This window comes from Aeromonas sp. JL9, from assembly GCF_024436075.1.
Lineage (GTDB): Bacteria > Pseudomonadota > Gammaproteobacteria > Enterobacterales > Aeromonadaceae > Aeromonas > Aeromonas veronii.
The window spans coordinates 23,284-41,445 of sequence record NZ_JANFNV010000012.1 but is presented as its reverse complement, the minus strand read 5'-3'; the positions used below and the strand labels follow the sequence as shown (position 1 = coordinate 41,445).

The window sequence follows — 18,162 nt, the reverse complement described above, 5'->3', positions numbered from 1 at the left end:
GTTGAAAAAAGGGCAAGGGGATCTCCCTTGCCCTGGAGGAGGGAATTACTCGAATTGGGACAGGTTGTCTTTATCCACACCGACGTAGGCAACACGCACTACCTTGTCGACGATATTCCACTTGGTGCCTTCACCGGCCGGTTTGCCTTCAGCCAGGTTCTTGGTCAGCTCGAAGGTGGCTTTGGCCTGGTTGGCCGCATCGTTCAACACGGTACCCGCCATGGCACCGCTCTTGACCATGGCCAGCGCTTCCGGCAGCGCATCGACGCCGAATACCGGAATGGCAGTCTTACCCTGGGCTTTCAGTGACTCGACTGCACCCATTGCCATGCCATCGTTGTTGGCGATGACCACTTCGATCTTGTTGGCGTTGGGGCCGGAGATCCAGGCGTCCATCTTGTCTTTCGCCATGGCGGTATCCCACATACCGGTATCCATGTGCAGTTGTTCAGTCTTGACGCCACCATCGTTCAGGGTCTTGACCACGTAGGAGGTGCGCGCTTCGGCATCCGGGTGGCCCGGCTCCCCTTTCAGCAGCACGAACTGGATCACGCCATCCTTGTTCAGATCCCACTCCGGATGGGCTTTCCAGTGTTTGGCAATCAGTTGACCCTGGATGATCCCTGACTCCTTGGAGTCAGTGCCCACGTAGTAGGCCTTGTCGTAGCTGGCCAGATCGGTAGCGCTCGGCTCCTTGTTGTAGAAGACTACCGGGATATCTTCGCCACGGGCTTTCTCGATCACCACCGGGGCCGCAGCGGGGTCAACCAGGTTGATGGCCAACGCCTTCACCCCTTTGGCCAGCAGCACGTCGATCTGGTCGTTCTGCTTGGACTGGTCGTTCTGGGAGTCGTTCATCAGCAGTTCCACCCCCGGAGTGGCTGCCGCCTCCTTCTCGATGGCCTTGCGCACGACCGCCATGAAGTTGTCGTCGTATTTGTAGACGGTTACCCCGATACGAGTGTCAGCCTGGGCATTGGCTCCAGCCATCATGCCCATCAGCAGGGCGGCAACTGTGGTCAGTTTTTTCATTATGTGTGCTCCGATGTGTCTATCTGTGTTGTAGGGTGGCGAGCAATTGAGCAAGCGCCAATCAATGTAATCAGTTTGTTGTCATTTCTTCTGTGATCATGACGACAAAATGAAAACGTTTACACTCTGTTACATTGAAACTTTATATTTATTTTTCAAATACATATAAATAAAAATCAGATTTGAGACTCAATCTTTCCCACAGCATTGAGGCTAGTCGTTACTGGTCTGTTGTCAAAATGGCGCACTGGCCAGGCAGTCGCCTCCATAGCTGGCTTAACGGAGAGTGCAGCCCCAACGGTAACGACGCTCGAGCAGTTGATACTCGGGACGCACGCTTTGGCTCCAGGAGTCATCACCGCCCACCCCCATGTGGGCGCCATCGAGGCAGACCCACAGCCCCTCTTCAGCCACCAGATCGCTCTGGTGACGGGCGGCGGCCAGCTGCTGCTGACTGAAGCGGCTGGCACTGAAATGGAAGCTGCCGCTCACCATAGTGCTGCCCAGCTGCAACTGGCGGGTATCACAGCGCAAGCCGTTGTCACTCGGGAAAATGTAAGGGGTGTGCATGGCCTCCAGCGGCAGGCTCCAGCGACCAAGATCGGCGCCCAGCAGACGATCCGGATAGTTCTCGTGCGGCCCACGCCCAAGCCATTCGACTCGCGCCGGTACCTCGGCCAGATGAAGCAGCAGACCGATCCGCGGCAGCGATGGCAGCACCTGTGCCAGCTCGGTTTCTATCTCCAGGCTCATGGCGCCATCGTCGGTAAAGCGGTGATGCCAGTGACTCACCAACAGCAACTCATCGTGGTGGAAGTAGCCATGGCTGACCCGGATATCCCCTCCGGCGACCGCGATCCCTAAGCAGCGGTGTTGCCACTGACCGAGACCACAGCCCTGCCAGCGGGCAATCCAGGAGTTGGGGTCAGCGTGATCCGCTTCGCTGGTGCCGATGTCGTTGTCGAGCGGCGCGCGGTAGAAGTGATCCATGATCGGCGCCAGCAGCTGCTCCTGCCCCGATTTTTGCCAACTGGTGATGCGGCCGCTCTGCTTGTCGAGCAACCACTGGCTGTTGGCGGCAGTGATCCGCCAGCCATCCGGCTGCTCGCTCAGGGTGGCGGCAGCGGCAGGAGCAGGCAGGGCAAGGGGGGTCGGCAGGGTGAACTGCTGACGGGCGACCTTGTGATCCGCCTGCGACCAGAGGGTGGCCTGTGGCTGAACGATCGCCAGATCGAGCCAGGCCAGTGAGCCTGCCGCAAAGGTGGGCAACGCCTCGCTCAGGGTCAACTCGACCACCCCTTGCGGCACCAGCATGAGGGAAACCTCCCCTTGCTGCTGCACATGGCCGTTCTCGCACAGCTGCCAGCACAGCCGCTCGTTGTCGGTTTCCCGGAACAGATATTCGCTCTCGATCCGCACCCGCAACGGGGTGTGCTCAAGCAGAGTGAAGCGGAACGGCTGCTGGGCACGCTTTGCCTCGCACAGGGCTGGATGGGGGGTGCGATCCGGGAACAGCAGGCCGTTGCAGCAGAACTGACGATCGTTTTGCACATCACCAAAATCGCCGCCATAGCCCCAGTAGTGGCGACCATCGGCGGTGTATTTGTCGAGCCCCTGATCGACCCAATCCCAGACAAACCCACCCTGCAGGCGTGGATGGTCGCGAAATGCCTGCCAGTAGTGGGCGTAGCCCCCCAGGCTGTTGCCCATGGCGTGGGCGTACTCGCAAAGGATCAGCGGCCGGTGCTCGCCGGGCAGGCCGATCCACTTGGCCAGCGCCCACTTGGGCACCGCCGGGAAGGGCTGATCCTGATGGGTTCTGGCATACATGGGGCAGATGATGTCGGTGGCCGGGGTATCGGCCCCGCCCCCCTCGTACTGCACCAGACGGTTCGGATCGCTGCGCTTGATCCAGCCATACATGGCATCGTGGGCCGGGCCGTAACCCGACTCGTTGCCGAGCGACCAGATGATGATGGAGGGGTGGTTGAAATCCCGCGCCACCATGCGGGTCGCCCGCTCCAGAAAGGCGTTGCTCCAGGCTGGATCCCGCGCCAGCCGCCCCATGGGGGTCATGCCGTGGGTCTCCAGATTCGCCTCGTCCACCACATAGAGACCGAGCCGATCACAAAGGCGATAGAAGTCGGGATGGTTGGGATAGTGGGAGCAGCGCACCGCGTTAAAGTTGTGCCGCTTCATCAGCAGCAGCTCCCGCTCCATGGTGGCGCGATCAATGGCATAGCCTTTGGCGGGGTGGTGTTCGTGACGGTTGGCACCGCGAATAAGCAGCGGCTGACCGTTGACCCGCAGCAGACCGCCACGGATCTCCACTCTCCGAAAGCCCACATCATAGGCTTCGCTCTCGATAGGCTCGCCCTGCTCGTCCAGCAGGGTCAGGGTCAGGCGATAGAGGTGAGGCGTCTCGGCGCTCCATTTGTGCGGCGCAGCCACGTCGAGCCAGAACTCGGCGCGATCGTCATACGCCCCTTTTTCATCAATGGCTTGGGTGCCGATCGGCTGGCGCAGGGTCGCGACCCGCTCGCTACCGTCATAGAGATTGGCCTCCACCGACAGACCGGCCCCATTGGCCACCTGCAGTGCAATCTTGAGACGGCCATCCCGATAGCAGGCATCCAGCTCGGGGGTCACCCGGATATCCATCAGATGGCGGGCCGGTTTGTGCAGCAGGCTGACGGAGCGGAAGATCCCCGACAGCCACCACATATCCTGATCTTCCAGATAGGAGCCATCGGACCAGCGCAGCACCAGCACCGCCAGCCGGTTGCGACCAGCCTGCAGGTACGAGGTCAGATCGAACTCGGCGGGCAGGCGGCTGTCCTGGGAGTAGCCGACCCAGTGGCCGTTGCAGAAGAGGTGGAAGGCACTGCTCACCCCGTCAAAGATGATCCGGCTCTGGCCGCTGGCCAGCCAGTCGGCGGGCAGATCGAACTCGCGGGAGTAGCAACCGGTGGGGTTCTCTGCTGGCACCCGGGGCGGATCGCAGGGAAAGGGGTATTTGATATTGGTGTAGATGGGGCCATCGGTGAGCGGCCGCGCAGCCGGATAGGCGGCATCCAGCTGCCAGTTGCCCGGCACTGTAATGGGGCAAGCATCCACCAGATCCTGCGCCAGCCAGCTCTCGGGCACCAATTCGGGAGCGGCAAAGTAGGAGAAGCGCCACTCGCCATCGAGCAAGAGACGGGAGGAAGAGGCCAGATCACCCCAGGCATCCGCTTCGCTGCGCCAGCTGAACATGGGGGTATGGGCAGCCAGCCGGTTTACCGACGTGATGGCCTGAGTCTGCCAATCCTGACGCGCCACTATCTCCCTGAGCATTCACACTCTCCCTGCTGATTAGAAAACGTATTCAGTCTAGAGAAGTATGACGCAGGGAACGGCGATCTCGCTCACACAGATGTAAACGATTACACTAATTTTGTTAAGTAAAGCGGAGTAAAAATGATTAAAAATAGGTAAAACAATAACTGTGCAAGAAACGGCCCCGAACAGGGCCACAAAAGGGGGCTATCCGGCCCGAACCGGTGCCACCGAGTGGCGATTGATCAGGGTGGGGGTATAGATCCGGCTCTGGGTCGCGTCACTCTCCCCCGCCGCCAGCTGAATGGCCAACTTGGCCGCCTGGGCCGCCATCAGCTCGATGGGATAGCGCATGGTGGAGAGCTTGGGGCGCAAATATCTGGCATAGATGATGTCATCGAAGCCCACCACCGAGACCTCCTCCGGCACTCGCAGGCCGTTGTCCGCCAACACGGAGATGGCGCCCGCCGCCATGGCATCGTTATAGGCCACCACGGCGGTCACCTTGAGCCCCTTGGCCAGCAGGTTGAGCATGGCGCGCTCCCCCCCCTCCTCGTTCGGCGTGCCGCTCTCGATAAGCTCGGGATCGGCTGCCAGACCGGCTTCCATCAATCCATCCTGATAGCCCTGCAGACGCAAGGTGGCATCCTCGATGGCGTGATCCGAGCTGATAAAGGCGATATGGCGGTGACCCAGTTCGATCAGGTGGCGAGTCGCCGTAGCCGCACCCAGCCGATTGTTGAGGGCGATGCAGCGCCCCTTGAGGGCCGGAATATCGCGGTTGATCAGCACCATGCCGGGCACTCGCATGGCGTAATCGTAAAGTTCCTCGTCGCTCAGCGCCTTGCTGTGCACCACCAGCGCCTCGCAACGCTTGCCGATCAGCAGCTCGATCGCTTCACGCTCCTGACGCGCCTTGTGAAAACCGTTACCCATCAGCAGGTGAAGGTTCTGCTCGACGGCGATGCCGGAGACCCCCTTCACCAGTGCACCGAAGAAGGGATCGGCTACATCACCGACCACCACCCCCATGGTGTCGCAAGTCTGGCTAACCAGTGCCCGCGCGTTGGCGTTGGGGGTGTAGCCCAGTTCGGCCATGGCCTTCTGCACCACTTCGCGAGACGCAGCGCTGGCCTTGGGGGAGTTGTTCATCACCCGTGAAACCGTTGCCACCGACACATTGGCCAAACGGGCGACATCCTTGATGGTGCTCATGCTGTTTTCACTTCTTTCACTGTGCAATAGAGTACCATTATACCCAGCAAACCCTTTGAAAACAGGGGTGAAACGCATATCTGCCGTCAGGATGATCACAAAATAGTGTAATCGTTTACACTATTTTGCAAGCAAGCTCACAGTTTGGTCGCCACACCCTCGGCTAGACTGCTTCCAGACACTTTTCAGTGGAGAGCAAGATGAACGTTCTGGTCACCGGCGGTTGCGGATATATCGGCAGCCACACCTGTCTGGCCCTGCAAGCGGCAGGCATGAATCCCGTGGTGGTCGACAACCTCGGCAACAGCAAGCGCAGCGTGCTGGCCCGAGTCGCGGCGATCAGCGGCCAGCAACCCCTGTTCTATCAAGGGGATATTCGCGATGCGGCCCTGCTGGACAGGATCTTCGCCGAGCAGCATATCGATGCTGTGATCCACTTTGCCGCCCTCAAAGCGGTCGGTGAGTCGACCCGCATTCCACTGGATTACTACGAGAACAACCTCGGCGGCACCCTCACCCTGCTACAGGCGATGAAGCGGGCTGGCGTGCACAATCTGGTGTTCAGCTCATCAGCTACCGTCTACGGCGATCCCGCCACTCTGCCGATCCGCGAGGATTTCCCCCGCCGCGCTACCAACCCCTACGGTCGCTCCAAGCTGATCATCGAGGAGATCCTCGAGGATCTGCAGCTGGCCGAGCCGCACTGGAGCATGACCCTGCTGCGCTACTTCAACCCGGTCGGCGCTCACGAGTCGGGCACCATGGGGGAAGATCCCCAAGGCATTCCCAACAATCTGATGCCCTATATCACCCAGGTCGCCATCGGCCGTCGCGACTGCCTGTCGGTCTTTGGAAACGATTACCCCACCCCGGACGGCACCGGCGTACGCGACTACATCCACGTGATGGATCTCGCCGAGGGGCATGTCAAGGCACTGCAACACTGCGCCGGCAAGAGGGGCGTGCACACCTACAACCTGGGCACCGGCCAGGGCCAGAGCGTGTTGCAGCTGGTCGCCGCTTTCTCTGCTGCCTGTGGCAAGCCGTTGCCATTTCGCATCGAGCCGCGTCGCCCGGGCGACATCGCCGCCTGCTGGGCCGATCCGGCCAAGGCGCAGCGTGAACTGGGCTGGCAGGCGACCCGCAACATCGACGCCATGTGCGCCGACAGCTGGCGCTGGCAATCCGCCAATCCGAACGGTTACGAAGAGTAGGCCTGCTTGCTCCCCGGTAATAAACGACTCTATTTTTCAATACTTTATTCAGGAGAGATGATGTTCAACCCCGTCGATCATCCCCATCGCCGCTTCAACCCGCTGACCGGCCAGTATGTGCTGGTCTCCCCCCACCGGGCCAAACGCCCCTGGCAGGGACAGGTGGAGAAGGTGAGTCAGGCCCCCAAACAGGCCCACGATCTCGACTGCTTCCTCTGCGCGGGCAACACCCGGGTCACCGGCGGCATCAACCCCGATTACAAGGGCACCTTCGTCTTTACCAACGACTTCGCCGCCCTGATGCAGGATACCCCGGCCGCCGATAGCGCCAGCGATCCCCTGTTGAAGCTGGAAGCCGCCCGCGGCACCAGCCGGGTGATCTGCTTCTCGCCGGATCACGGCAAGACCCTGCCCGAGCTGCCGCTGCCCGCCATCGAGGGGGTGATCACCACCTGGATGGATCAGGTCGCCGAGCTGTCGGCCCAGTGGGAGTGGGTGCAGGTATTTGAAAACAAAGGCGCCGTCATGGGCTGCTCCAACCCACACCCCCACGGCCAGATCTGGGGCAGCGACTTCCTGCCCAACGAGATCGCCCGCGAAGAGCAGCACCAGTGCGACTGGCTGGCCGAGCATGGCCGTCCCATGCTGCTGGAGTATGTGGAGCGGGAGCTGGCGGATCGCTCGCGCATCGTGGTGGAGACCGAGCACTGGCTCGCCGTAGTTCCCTTCTGGGCCGCCTGGCCGTTCGAAACCCTGCTGCTGCCCAAGGCGCACGTCCCCTCCATGCTCAACCTGACCAAGGCCCAGCAACAGGATCTGGCGGTGGCGCTCAAGGAGCTCACCAGCCGCTACGACAACCTGTTCGAGTGCAGCTTCCCCTACTCCATGGGTTGGCACTTTGCGCCGCCCAAATCGGATTGCCCCGAGGCGTGGCAGCTGCATGCCCACTTCTATCCGCCCCTGCTGCGCTCCGCCACCGTACGCAAATTCATGGTCGGCTTCGAGATGCTGGCCGAAACCCAGCGCGACCTTACCCCCGAGCAGGCTGCCGAGCGGCTGCGTGCCCTGAGCCCCGTTCACTACAACCAGACCAGCCACACCAATGAGGAGGCCCTATGACCCCCAGCCAACGCGTCAGCACCGTTTTTGCCGAGCAATTTGCCAAAGCGCCCGATCTGCTGGTGCGCGCCCCCGGCCGCGTCAACCTCATCGGTGAACATACCGACTACAACGACGGCTTCGTGCTGCCCTGCGCCATCGACTACGAGACCTGCGTCGCCATCGGCCTGCGCGATGACCGGCAAGTGCAGGTGATCGCCGCCGACTACGACAACCAGCGCGACCAGTTCGACCTCGACCAGCCCATCGAGCACCACCCCAGCCAACGCTGGAGCGACTACATCCGCGGCGTGGTGAAGTATCTGCAGGAGCGCGGTTATGCCCTGCGCGGCCTCGATCTGGTGGTCTCCGGCAACGTGCCGCAGGGGGCGGGGCTCTCCTCCTCTGCCTCGCTGGAAGTAGCCATCGGTCAGGCATTCAAAGAAGCGCTGGGGCTCGATATCAGCCAGGCCGAGATCGCCCTCAACGGTCAGCAGGCGGAGAACCAGTTCGTCGGCTGCAACTGCGGCATCATGGATCAGATGATCTCCGCCAGCGGCAAAACCGACCACGCCCTGCTGCTCGACTGCCGCTCGCTGGAGACTCGCCTCATCCCCATGCCCACCGATCTGGCGGTGCTGATCGTCAACTCCAATGTGCGCCGCGGTCTGGTGGATAGCGAATACAACACCCGCCGCCAGCAGTGCGAAGCGGCTGCCCGCCACTACGGGGTCAAGGCGCTGCGCGACCTTGATCTGGCCGGACTGGAAGCGGGCAAGGCCGGGCTGGATGAGGCCTGCTATCGTCGTGCCCGCCACATCGTCGGTGAAAACGCCCGCACTCTGGCCGCCGCCGATGCACTGGCGAGCCACGACCTGACCCGTCTCGGCGAGCTGATGGCCGAGTCGCACGCCGCCATGCGCGATGACTTTGAAATCACAGTGCCCGCCATCGACGGTCTGGTGGAGATCATCAAGGCTAAAATCGGCACAGATGGCGGCGTGCGGATGACCGGCGGCGGCTTCGGCGGCTGCGTGGTCGCCCTGCTGCGCCCCGAGAAAGTAGCCGAGGTGATTGCCGCGGTTGAAGCCGAGTATCCGACCCGCTTCGGCCTCAAGGCCGACTGCTACGTCTGCTCTGCCAACGCCGGTGCAGGCAAGCTATGAACAGCACCATGACGCCATTCGAACTGGAAAACGAGGAGGGGCTGCGCCTGCGCGGCCTCGATTTTGGCGCCACCCTCACCTCCCTCACCCTGCCGGTAGCGGGCCAGCGCCGTGAAGTGCTGCTGGGCTGTGCCGACGACGCCTATCCCACCCAGCAGGTGTGGCTGGGCGCGGTGGCAGGACGCTTTGCCAACCGCATCGGCGGTGCCGAGCTGGTGCGTGATGGACAGCACTGGTCGCTGGATGCCAATCAGGCCCCCAACTGCCTGCATGGCGGGCAGGCTGGCTTTCATCGCCAGCGCTGGCAGATCAAGGAGCTGGAAGCAGATCGGGTCAAGCTGGCGCTGCTCTCCCGGGCGGGAGATCAGGGCTTTCCCGGCAATCTGCGGGTGACGCTGGAGTACCGGCTGGAGCAGAGCGATCTGGTGGTGGATTTCATCGCCAGCACGGATGCCGCGACGCCGGTCAGCCTCACCAGCCACGCTTATTTCAATCTCGATGGGCAAACCGATGGCGGCGATGTGCGTGACCACCTCATCAGCATCAATGCCGACCACTTCCTGCCGACCGACCCGAGCGGTTTGCCGATCGCCATCACCCCGGTGGAGGGGCCATTCGATCTGTGCCGCGAGCGCCTTGTCGGGCAGGATTGGCTGAGCCATCCTCAGCAGCAACAGGCCAAGGGGTACGATCATGGCTTTGTGCTCAACGGCCCGACATCAGAATGGGCCGCTCGGATAGTCTCTGGCGACAAGCAGCTGGCGATGGAGGTCTACACCAACCAACCCTCGCTGCAGTTTTACACCGGCAACTGGCTGGCCAATACCCCGAACCGCAGCGGCCTGTCGCACCGGGATCACGACGGCTTCTGTCTTGAGGCGCAACAGCTGCCGGACAGCCCCAATCGCCCCGAGCTGGGCAACCCCTGGCTGCTGCCGGGCGGGCGTTATCACCACCAGACCCGCTACCGCTTTATCCGCGACTAACTTAAAGAATTCATGATTTTTACATAGCCTCAGCAGTCACAATCGAGCAAGATATGCCGCCCCGAGACCCTTTCGGGGCGTTTTTACATCAACGAAGTTAAGGATTGTTTGTTCGATGACTGACACTTATAGCCTGCTGGTCGCCTTTATTCTGGGCGTCGTCGAGGGGCTGACCGAGTTCCTCCCCGTCTCCTCCACCGGCCACATGATTATCGTCGGCCATCTGCTGGGCTTTGAAGGCCCAAAGGCTGCCACTTTCGAAGTGGTGATCCAGCTTGGCTCCATCCTCGCCGTGGTCGCTGTCTTCTGGCGCCGCCTGTTTGGTCTGATTGGCATCCACTTCGGCCAGAAGCCCTCTCAGGATCATGCCACCCTGTCGCTGGTGCATGTCATCCTCGGCATGATGCCCGCCATCGTGGTCGGTCTGGCCATCCACAGCTGGATCAAGGCCAACCTGTTTGGCCCACAGACCGTCATGTACGCGCTGGTCGCGGGGGGCATCCTGCTCATCATCGCCGAGAAGTTCCGCCCGGCCGTCACAGCCGAGACCCTGGATGACATCAGCTACAAGCAGGCGTTCGGCATCGGTCTGTTCCAGTGTCTGGCCCTGTGGCCCGGCTTCTCCCGCTCCGGCGCCACCATCAGTGGTGGCATGCTGATGGGGATCAGCCGTCACGCCGCCGCCGAGTTCTCTTTCATCATGGCGGTGCCCATGATGGTGGCGGCCAGCGGGCTTGATCTCTACAAGAGCCGCGATTTCCTCTCCATGGCCGACTTCCCGATGTTTGCTGTGGGCTTTATCACCGCCTTCGTGGTAGCGATGTTTGCGATCAAGACCTTCCTGACATTGATCCGCCGCATCGACTTTATCCCGTTCGCCATCTACCGCTTTATCGTGGCGTTCGCCGTCTATCTGGTGTTTGTCGCCTGACCGGCAGCCTGCAATGAAATGAAATGAGAAAAGGGACCAACTTGGTCCCTTTTTCTATGGCGTCATGGTGCTCAGTAGAGGTGCTGGCTGATGCCATTCAGCAGCCGCGACAGCCCTTTGGTGAACTGCACCGGCGCATCCTGCACCGTGTAGCAGAGGCAGCCATCGGGCGTATGCGGACTGTGTGAGTGGCTGGCATCACGCCAGATGAAATCCCCCGCCTTGTAAAGGGTATCGCCATCCTGAATATTGCCCGCCAGCAGCAGGGTCAGCTCATAACCCTGATGGGTGTGCTCGGGGATGCGGCCGCCCGCTTCGATATGGAGCAAGCTGGCGCGTGCCCCCATCTCGTCCAGCGGCAAACTATGCTGACGAATAGCCCCGATATGGCGCCACTTGGGCGAACGATAGCGGGCCAGCACCCGTGGCAAACGGTAGGCGTGACCGGCCACCTCCAGCTCGCCGGGCTGGGCTCGGGGCTGGTCATGTGTTGGCTCGGAGAGGGGCTCTGCCAGCGGCTGCGCCAGAATATCCGCCAGCATGGCGTCGAATCCGGCGTCCAGTCCCACTTCATCCCGAGAGGCCAGCTCGGGCTCTGCTGGCGAAGCAAGATATTGCTGCGCCAGCTCCTCTTCGAATGTCTTCAGTCGGGCAGCACAATCGGGGCAGAGTTCACAGTGAGCGGAGAGCCCCACCGCCAGCGGCAGAGGGAGCTCGTCGGCGGCGAAGGCACGCAGCATAGGGTCGGTCGGATGGGCTTTAATCATGGCCTTGCTCCACTTGCTCTTTCAATTTCTGTAACGCCAGTCTAAGACGGGACTTGATGGTGCCGAGCGGCACGCCGAGTCGCTCCGCCAGCTCCTGCTGGGAGAACTCCTGCAGATAGATGCCGCGCACCACCTGCTGTTGCGGCTCCGGCAGGGTGCCCAGATAGTGGGCCATCTGACGGGTCAGCACCGCATCTTCCCCCCCGCTTAGGTGCTCCTCTTCGGCCTGAAACTCCAGCACCGGCCACAGCTCCTCGGCACAGAGATCCTCCTTGCTGGCGCGACGACGGCGCAGCATGTCGAAGCACTGGTTGCGCATCACGGTGTAGATCCAGGTGGTCGGCGCCCCCTTCTCGGGGTGGTAGAGGCGTGCCTTCTGCCACACCAGCAGCATGGTCTCCTGCACCAGCTCCATGGCGTTGGCTTCGCTGCCGAGGTGGCGCAGGCCGTAGCTGCGAATACGCGGCGCAAAGTGTTGGAACAGGCGGGCAAAAGCAGCCTTGTCGGCCTGCTCTGCCACCCTGATCAGCAGAGATTTGAGGTCGCCATCCGGGTTATCCATCACGGGCGAGGTCCTGCGTATGGTCGAGTGTGGTTGGCCAGTATATGCCATTGCGCCATCCCTTTGGTGTGCTGTCGAACATGCTGTGGTGATGACTTGTACGGCGCTGCGGCGCTGGCGGATCAGCGGGTCAGAAAAAATCAGTGGCTGGCCACCAGCACCCCCTTGAGCAGGGCGATGGCGGGCTGATTGTCGGCAGCGGCCAGCAGCAGCTGCTTCTGTTCGGGGGGGATCGGCAGCACCTCCAGCCAGCGCTGGGCCACCCAGTTGCCATCATCCCAGCGGGGGGCGGGATAGAGGGCGGCATAGTCTGGATAGTCGGCAAACACCTCCCGCAATGCCTCGACCAGCGGTTGCTGATCGGGATGGAGCCGGCGGGGCGGCCAGGCCGTCAGCGGCGTCACCTCGCCGATACGCAGGCCATCCTGCTCCTGCCACAGATCCTCTATCTGCACCCGCTCCATCCCCTGCACCGTGATCCCCAGCATGCCGTCCGGCAGCCGGTCGAAATCGATGATGGTGACCCGGGTGGCGATGGGCAGCATGTTGCGCAGGGCGTCGGGCTGGCGAGGGTCCACCATGCAGAGGGCAAAGCCGGACTCCCCCGCCTCGGCGATCATCCGCTGGTATCTCGGTTCGAAGATCCGCAGCGGCATGACGCCGCCGGGCAGCAGGTGGGCAGATAGGGGAAACAGCGCCAGTCGCATCGCAAACTCCTCGGTTGGGAACCTCTGTTGATACGCCGGGCCAGAGGGAGGAGATCATTCCCGTCAGCGGAAAGGAAAAACCCTTAACAATCAGGGGAAAATAGCCTGGACAAGCCGCTTCGATATGCAGTAGAAATGGATAAGCACCGTAATTTCCGCCCAATATTCTGGAATATGGCGCTAAACGCAGTGAAATATCCGCCCGACAGCGAGCGGCGGGTCATCCCTATAGTTTTCTCGGGCCGATGCGGGTAAAATTCACGCCCTTATATATCAGTCATTTTTCGACGCGCAACCTTGGTGGTCAGTTATGAAAGAGCATATTCATCATCTACTTGAACAAACGGTAGCCAATCTCAAGTCAGCAGGCGTCCTGCCGGCGGACCTGGAAGCCCGCGTGCAAGTAGACCGATGCAAGGAAAAAGCTCACGGCGACCTGGCTACCAACCTGGCCATGCTGCTGGCCAAACCGGCCCGCAAGAATCCCCGTGAGCTGGCGGCGGCCATCATCGAGCATCTGCCTGCCTCCGACCTGATCGCCAAGGTCGAGATCGCCGGTCCCGGCTTCATCAACTTCTTCTTTGACCAGCGCTGGCTGGCCGGTCAGGTCGAGGCCATGGTGACCTCTGCCAACGCCAACGTACGGTTGCCGGCGCCACAAACCGTGGTGGTGGACTACTCCGCCCCCAACGTGGCCAAAGAGATGGCGGTGCACCACATCCGCTCCACCGTACTCGGTGATGTAGCTGCGCGCGCGCTGGAATTCCTCGGCCACAAAGTGATCCGTGCCAACCACATCGGCGACTGGGGCACCCAGTTCGGCATGCTGATCGCCTATCTGGAGAAGATGTCCAACGAGCACGCCAGCGACATGGCACTCAAGGATCTGGAAGCCTTCTACACCCAGGCCAAGCGTTGCTACGACGAAGACGAAGCCTTCGCCGAGCGTGCCCGTAACTACGTGGTCAAGCTGCAGGGCGGCGACGAGTACTGCCGTACCATGTGGAAGAAGCTGGTCGACATGACCATGGAACAGAACCAGATCAACTACGACCGCCTGAATGTCTCCCTGACCAACAAGGACATCATGGGCGAGTCCATGTACAACGACATGCTGCCGGAGATCGTTGCCGACCTGAAAGCCAAGGGGCTGGCGGTCGAGAGCGAAGGCGCCACCGTTGTCTTCCTAGACGAGTTCAAGAACAAGGATGGCGAGCCAATGGGCGTCATCATCCAGAAGAGCGATGGCGGTTTCCTCTACACCACCACCGACATCGCCTGTGCCAAATACCGTTATGAAACCCTGGGCGCCGACCGTGTCATGTACTTCATCGACTCCCGTCAGCACCAGCACCTGATGCAGGCCTGGACCATCACCCGCAAGGCGGGTTATGTGCCGGAATCCGTGCCGCTCGAGCACCACGCCTTCGGCATGATGCTGGGCAAGGATGGCCGTCCCTACAAGACCCGTTCCGGTGGCACCGTCAAGCTGGTTGACCTGCTGAACGAAGCGGAAGAGCGCGCCGCTGCCCTGCTGGAGAGCCGCAACAGCGACCTCTCTGCCGAAGAGAAGGCCAATGTGGTCAACGCCATCGCCATGGGCGCGGTCAAGTATGCGGATCTCTCCAAGAACCGCACTACCGACTACATCTTCGACTGGGATCTGATGCTGTCGTTTGAAGGCAACACTGCCCCTTACCTGCAGTACGCCTACACCCGTATCCAGTCCATCTTCCGTAAGGCGGATATTGATGCCGAGACGCTGACCGGCAACGTGACCCTGAACGAAGAGGCCGAAGAGGTGCTGGCCCAGAAGCTGATCCAGTTCTCCGACGCGGTCAACGGCGTGGCCGACAAGGGCATGCCGCACCTGCTCTGTACCTACCTGTACGAGTTGTCCGGCAACTTCATGACCTTCTATGAAGCCTGCCCGATCAACAAGGATGGCGTGGACGAAGCGACCCGTCAGAGCCGTCTGCTGCTGTGCGCCGCCACCGCCAAGGTGCTGAAACTGGGCCTCGGCGTACTGGGCATCCATACCCTGGAGCGCATGTAATAGATGGCAACCCGGGATTATGTCGGCAGCCGCCCGCGACGTCGGGCGGGTGGCCGCAATACCAAGAAAGCGGCCCCTCGCCGCTTTCCTGTTATTCCAGTGCTGCTGGTCGTGGCACTGCTGGCAGGCTTTGGTGGCTTCCTTTACATGATCAATGGCAAGGGCAACGACGCCCCCACCATTGAGGAGCAGGTAAAGGCCAACAAGCCAAAAGCGCAGAATAACGGGCTGCCTCAGGAGAAGTGGAGCTACATCGAACGGCTTGAGAACAAGCAGGTCGATATCATAGAGCCGCCGACCCAGCCGGGTGTGCTGCCGCCACCACCGGCAGATACCATGACCCTGCAACCGGAAAAACTGCCACAGCCGGTGCCGACCGACATTCCCCAACCGGGAACGCCCATCGGCCAGCCCAAGCCTTATCAGCCCAATCCGGCGACCACCCCTTCCACCTCGGGTGCACCGGTTGCCAGCGCGCAAGAGCAGGTGATCGACCGTAAGGCAGAACGGGAACGGATGGAGCGAGAGATCCGTGCCGAGCTGGAACGGGAGCGCGCCGAAGCGGCCAAGGCCAAAGCGGCGACCCCGCCAGCCCAGACCGCAGCCGCCGACAGCGGTCGCTACATGATGCAGTGCGCCGCCCTGCGCTCGCAGGATTCCGCAGAGTCGCTCAAGGCGCGTATCGCCTTCACCGCCGGCCTCTCTTCCAGCCTGCAGGTGATCAATGGCGCCAACGGCACCGTCTACAAGGTGATGGTGGGCCCCTTCAACGGCAAGGCGGCCGCCGACGCGGCCAACAGCAAGCTGCAGAGCTCCGGCATCAGCGGCTGCATTCCCAAAAAAGGGTAATCCGCTTACCGATGACACAGGGCCGGGTGGCAACACCCGGCCCTGTTCTTTTGGTGTCACTCGCACCCACCCTGATTGCTACCCCGTTTATCCCGACCAAAGGCAGGGTTGAAAAGCCCGTTTGCCATCCCCATCTTTCTTGCCATGCACAGTCAGGCCGTCATTCGGCTCAAGCGAGGTAAGTAAAGTGACTACCATAGTTTCAGTTCGCCGCAACGGTCAGGTCGTCATCGGTGGCGATGGCCAGGTCTCTCTTGGCAACACCGTCATGAAGGGCAACGCCCGCAAGGTTCATCGTCTCTACAACGGCAAGGTGCTGGCCGGTTTCGCTGGCGGTACCGCCGACGCCTTCACCCTGCTCGAGCGTTTCGAAGCAAAACTGCAGGCCCACCAGGGTAATCTGGAGCGCGCCGCCGTGGCGCTGGCCAAAGATTGGCGCACCGATCGCGCCCTGCGCCGCCTCGAAGCGCTGCTGGCCGTGGCCGACGAACACAAATCCTTCATCATCACCGGTAACGGTGACGTGGTACAGCCGGAGCACGATCTCATCGCCATCGGCAGCGGCGGCAACTTCGCCCAGTCCGCCGCCATCGCGCTGCTGGAAAACACCGAGCTGGATGCCAGGACCATTGTCGAGAAATCCCTCAAGATTGCGGGCGACATCTGCGTCTTCACCAATGGCAACCACACCATCGAAGTGCTGGACTATTCGGCGAAATAAGGCCACCAGCCAACCCAATTTCCCAAGGGGCGGGCACTGCCCACCCCGGATACAGGAACACCATCATGTCCGAGATGACCCCGAGAGAAATCGTCCACGAGCTGGATCGTCACATCATTGGTCAGGCCGATGCCAAGCGCGCCGTTGCCGTTGCCCTGCGCAACCGCTGGCGCCGGATGCAACTCAACGAAGAGATGCGCCATGAAGTGACCCCGAAGAACATCCTGATGATCGGCCCGACCGGTGTCGGCAAGACCGAGATTGCCCGTCGTCTGGCCAAGCTGGCCAACGCCCCCTTCATCAAGGTGGAAGCGACCAAGTTCACCGAAGTGGGCTATGTTGGCAAGGAAGTGGACAGCATCATCCGCGATCTGACCGATGCCGCCATCAAGCTGGTGCGCGAAACCGAGATGGAGAAGATGAAATATCGCGCCGAGGAAGCCGCCGAAGAGCGCATCCTCGACGCCCTGCTGCCCAACCCGCGCAACACCTGGGGTGAGGAAGAGAAAGCCGACAACTCCAACACCCGCCAGATCTTCCGCAAGAAACTGCGGGAAGGTCAGCTGGATGACAAGGAGATCGAGCTGGAACTCTCCGCCTCCCCGATGGGCGTCGAAATCATGACCCCGCCGGGCATGGAAGAGATGGCCAACCAGCTGCAGGGGCTGTTCCAGAACCTGGGCCAGAACCAGAAGAAGAAGCGCAAGATCAAGGTCAAAGAGGCCATGAAAGCGCTGATCGAAGAGGAAGCAGCCCGTCTGGTCAATCCGGAAGAGCTGAAGCAGAAAGCGATCGCAGCGGTCGAGAACAACGGCATCGTCTTCCTCGACGAGATCGACAAGATCTGCAAGCGTGGCGAGAGCTCGGGCCCCGATGTCTCCCGTGAAGGGGTACAGCGCGACCTGCTGCCGCTGGTCGAGGGCTGCACCGTCAACACCAAGCACGGCATGGTCAAGACCGACCACATCCTGTTTGTCGCCTCCGGCGCCTTCCAAATCGCCAAGCCGTCCGATCTCATCCCCGAGCTGCAGGGCCGTCTGCCGATCCGGGTCGAGCTGACCGCCCTGACCACAGATGACTTCGAGCGCATCCTGACCGAACCGAACGCCTCCCTGACCGATCAGTACAAGGCGCTGATGGCCACCGAAGGGGTCAATATCGAGTTCACCAAGGATGGCATCCGCCGTCTGGCTGAAGCGGCCTGGCAGGTCAACGAGCGTACCGAGAACATCGGTGCCCGTCGTCTGCACACCGTGATGGAGCGCCTGATGGAAGATATCTCCTACGACGCCTCCGAGAAGTCCGGTGAGACCTTTGTCATCGACACCGACTACGTCAACGCCCACCTCGGCAAGCTGATTGAAGACGAGGATCTGAGCCGCTTTATTCTGTAAGCTCGATCGATGGACCTGAAAACGCCTCCCTTGTGGAGGCGTTTTTATTTCCCCACCACCCATTTCATTCCGCCTCCGTCGCCCGGACTCTGGCCCTTATCTGCGGCGATCCATTCAATCCCAAGGCGCTTTCATACCTCCCCTTA

The 18,162-nt window shown here is 61.4% G+C and carries 15 protein-coding genes; 9 read left to right on the top strand and 6 right to left on the bottom strand.

From position 1 onward, the window contains the following. Window positions 1-45: 45 nt before the first annotated feature. The 3 genes from mglB to NOM06_RS10925 all read right to left on the bottom strand — a co-directional run bounded on the left by mglB (window position 46) and on the right by NOM06_RS10925 (window position 5,565). The gene (gene mglB / locus NOM06_RS10935; protein ID WP_005340747.1) at window positions 46-1,032 is read right to left on the bottom strand and encodes a galactose/glucose ABC transporter substrate-binding protein MglB; all 987 of its coding nucleotides are present in this window, start codon (window positions 1,030-1,032) and stop codon (window positions 46-48) included. 276 nt (window positions 1,033-1,308) lie between these two features. After that, entirely contained in the window at window positions 1,309-4,368 is a 3,060-nt protein-coding gene (locus NOM06_RS10930; protein WP_255911626.1) for a beta-galactosidase, read from the bottom strand. A 189-nt stretch (window positions 4,369-4,557) separates the two neighbouring features. Beyond that, on the bottom strand, window positions 4,558-5,565 hold the full coding sequence (locus NOM06_RS10925; protein WP_041915397.1) for a substrate-binding domain-containing protein: 1,008 nt from the start codon (window positions 5,563-5,565) through the stop codon (window positions 4,558-4,560). 200 nt (window positions 5,566-5,765) lie between these two features. On the opposite strand from NOM06_RS10925, the gene galE reads away from it, so the two are divergent. From galE to bacA, 5 genes are all read left to right on the top strand, one after another. Then, a complete protein-coding gene (gene galE, locus NOM06_RS10920) occupies window positions 5,766-6,779 on the top strand; it encodes a UDP-glucose 4-epimerase GalE (RefSeq protein ID WP_255911624.1) in 1,014 nt (337 codons plus the stop codon). A gap of 60 nt (window positions 6,780-6,839) precedes the next feature. Beyond that, window positions 6,840-7,898: a UDP-glucose--hexose-1-phosphate uridylyltransferase gene (locus NOM06_RS10915; RefSeq protein ID WP_255911674.1), complete on the top strand. Its 1,059-nt coding sequence runs from the start codon at window positions 6,840-6,842 to the stop codon at window positions 7,896-7,898. Continuing rightward, complete coding sequence (gene galK / locus NOM06_RS10910) at window positions 7,895-9,043, top strand: galactokinase (protein WP_255911622.1); 1,149 nt, start codon at window positions 7,895-7,897, stop codon at window positions 9,041-9,043. Before NOM06_RS10915 ends, galK begins: the two co-directional genes overlap by 4 nt. After that, window positions 9,040-10,029 carry a galactose-1-epimerase gene (gene galM, locus NOM06_RS10905; protein WP_255911621.1) on the top strand — a complete coding sequence of 330 codons (990 nt, stop codon included), beginning with the start codon at window positions 9,040-9,042 and terminating at the stop codon, window positions 10,027-10,029. Before galK ends, galM begins: the two co-directional genes overlap by 4 nt. A 115-nt stretch (window positions 10,030-10,144) precedes the next feature. Beyond that, complete coding sequence (gene bacA, locus NOM06_RS10900) at window positions 10,145-10,960, top strand: undecaprenyl-diphosphate phosphatase (RefSeq protein WP_040069717.1); 816 nt, start codon at window positions 10,145-10,147, stop codon at window positions 10,958-10,960. A gap of 71 nt (window positions 10,961-11,031) precedes the next feature. Here bacA and NOM06_RS10895 read toward each other — a convergent pair whose 3' ends face one another. The 3 genes from NOM06_RS10895 to NOM06_RS10885 form a co-directional block, all read right to left on the bottom strand. Continuing rightward, window positions 11,032-11,727, bottom strand: a complete 696-nt coding sequence (locus NOM06_RS10895) for a ChrR family anti-sigma-E factor (protein WP_255911619.1) — start codon at window positions 11,725-11,727, stop codon at window positions 11,032-11,034. After that, entirely contained in the window at window positions 11,720-12,289 is a 570-nt protein-coding gene (locus NOM06_RS10890) for a sigma-70 family RNA polymerase sigma factor (RefSeq protein ID WP_005355542.1), read from the bottom strand. The genes NOM06_RS10895 and NOM06_RS10890 overlap by 8 nt, the downstream gene beginning before the upstream one ends. Window positions 12,290-12,429: 140 nt before the next feature. After that, on the bottom strand, window positions 12,430-12,996 hold the full coding sequence (locus NOM06_RS10885) for an LON peptidase substrate-binding domain-containing protein (RefSeq protein WP_101530424.1): 567 nt from the start codon (window positions 12,994-12,996) through the stop codon (window positions 12,430-12,432). 310 nt (window positions 12,997-13,306) lie between these two features. Here NOM06_RS10885 and argS point away from each other — a divergent pair, with 310 nt between their 5' ends. The 4 genes from argS to hslU all read left to right on the top strand — a co-directional run bounded on the left by argS (window position 13,307) and on the right by hslU (window position 18,016). Next, on the top strand, window positions 13,307-15,052 hold the full coding sequence (gene argS / locus NOM06_RS10880) for an arginine--tRNA ligase (protein ID WP_236293509.1): 1,746 nt from the start codon (window positions 13,307-13,309) through the stop codon (window positions 15,050-15,052). 3 nt (window positions 15,053-15,055) lie between these two features. Next, window positions 15,056-15,901: an SPOR domain-containing protein gene (locus NOM06_RS10875; RefSeq protein WP_005340771.1), complete on the top strand. Its 846-nt coding sequence runs from the start codon at window positions 15,056-15,058 to the stop codon at window positions 15,899-15,901. A 187-nt stretch (window positions 15,902-16,088) separates the two neighbouring features. Then, window positions 16,089-16,622, top strand: a complete 534-nt coding sequence (gene hslV / locus NOM06_RS10870) for an ATP-dependent protease subunit HslV (RefSeq protein ID WP_005340772.1) — start codon at window positions 16,089-16,091, stop codon at window positions 16,620-16,622. Window positions 16,623-16,687: 65 nt separating this feature from the next. Further along, window positions 16,688-18,016: an HslU--HslV peptidase ATPase subunit gene (hslU, locus tag NOM06_RS10865; protein WP_033136355.1), complete on the top strand. Its 1,329-nt coding sequence runs from the start codon at window positions 16,688-16,690 to the stop codon at window positions 18,014-18,016. The last annotated feature ends 146 nt before the right edge of the window (window positions 18,017-18,162 follow it).

Bases quoted from the DNA above. Each gene is read 5' to 3' on its own strand.
- galK (WP_255911622.1), top strand. From the start codon at position 7,895: ATGACCCCCAGCCAACGCGTCAGCACCGTTTTTGCCGAGCAATTTGCC.
- NOM06_RS10930 (WP_255911626.1), bottom strand. From the start codon at position 4,368: ATGCTCAGGGAGATAGTGGCGCGTCAGGATTGGCAGACTCAGGCCATC.
- NOM06_RS10875 (WP_005340771.1), top strand. From the start codon at position 15,056: ATGGCAACCCGGGATTATGTCGGCAGCCGCCCGCGACGTCGGGCGGGT.
- galE (WP_255911624.1), top strand. From the start codon at position 5,766: ATGAACGTTCTGGTCACCGGCGGTTGCGGATATATCGGCAGCCACACC.
- bacA (WP_040069717.1), top strand. From the start codon at position 10,145: ATGACTGACACTTATAGCCTGCTGGTCGCCTTTATTCTGGGCGTCGTC.
- hslU (WP_033136355.1), top strand. From the start codon at position 16,688: ATGTCCGAGATGACCCCGAGAGAAATCGTCCACGAGCTGGATCGTCAC.
- mglB (WP_005340747.1), bottom strand. From the start codon at position 1,032: ATGAAAAAACTGACCACAGTTGCCGCCCTGCTGATGGGCATGATGGCT.
- galM (WP_255911621.1), top strand. From the start codon at position 9,040: ATGAACAGCACCATGACGCCATTCGAACTGGAAAACGAGGAGGGGCTG.
- argS (WP_236293509.1), top strand. From the start codon at position 13,307: ATGAAAGAGCATATTCATCATCTACTTGAACAAACGGTAGCCAATCTC.
- NOM06_RS10890 (WP_005355542.1), bottom strand. From the start codon at position 12,289: ATGGATAACCCGGATGGCGACCTCAAATCTCTGCTGATCAGGGTGGCA.
- NOM06_RS10925 (WP_041915397.1), bottom strand. From the start codon at position 5,565: ATGAGCACCATCAAGGATGTCGCCCGTTTGGCCAATGTGTCGGTGGCA.
- NOM06_RS10885 (WP_101530424.1), bottom strand. From the start codon at position 12,996: ATGCGACTGGCGCTGTTTCCCCTATCTGCCCACCTGCTGCCCGGCGGC.
- NOM06_RS10915 (WP_255911674.1), top strand. From the start codon at position 6,840: ATGTTCAACCCCGTCGATCATCCCCATCGCCGCTTCAACCCGCTGACC.
- NOM06_RS10895 (WP_255911619.1), bottom strand. From the start codon at position 11,727: ATGATTAAAGCCCATCCGACCGACCCTATGCTGCGTGCCTTCGCCGCC.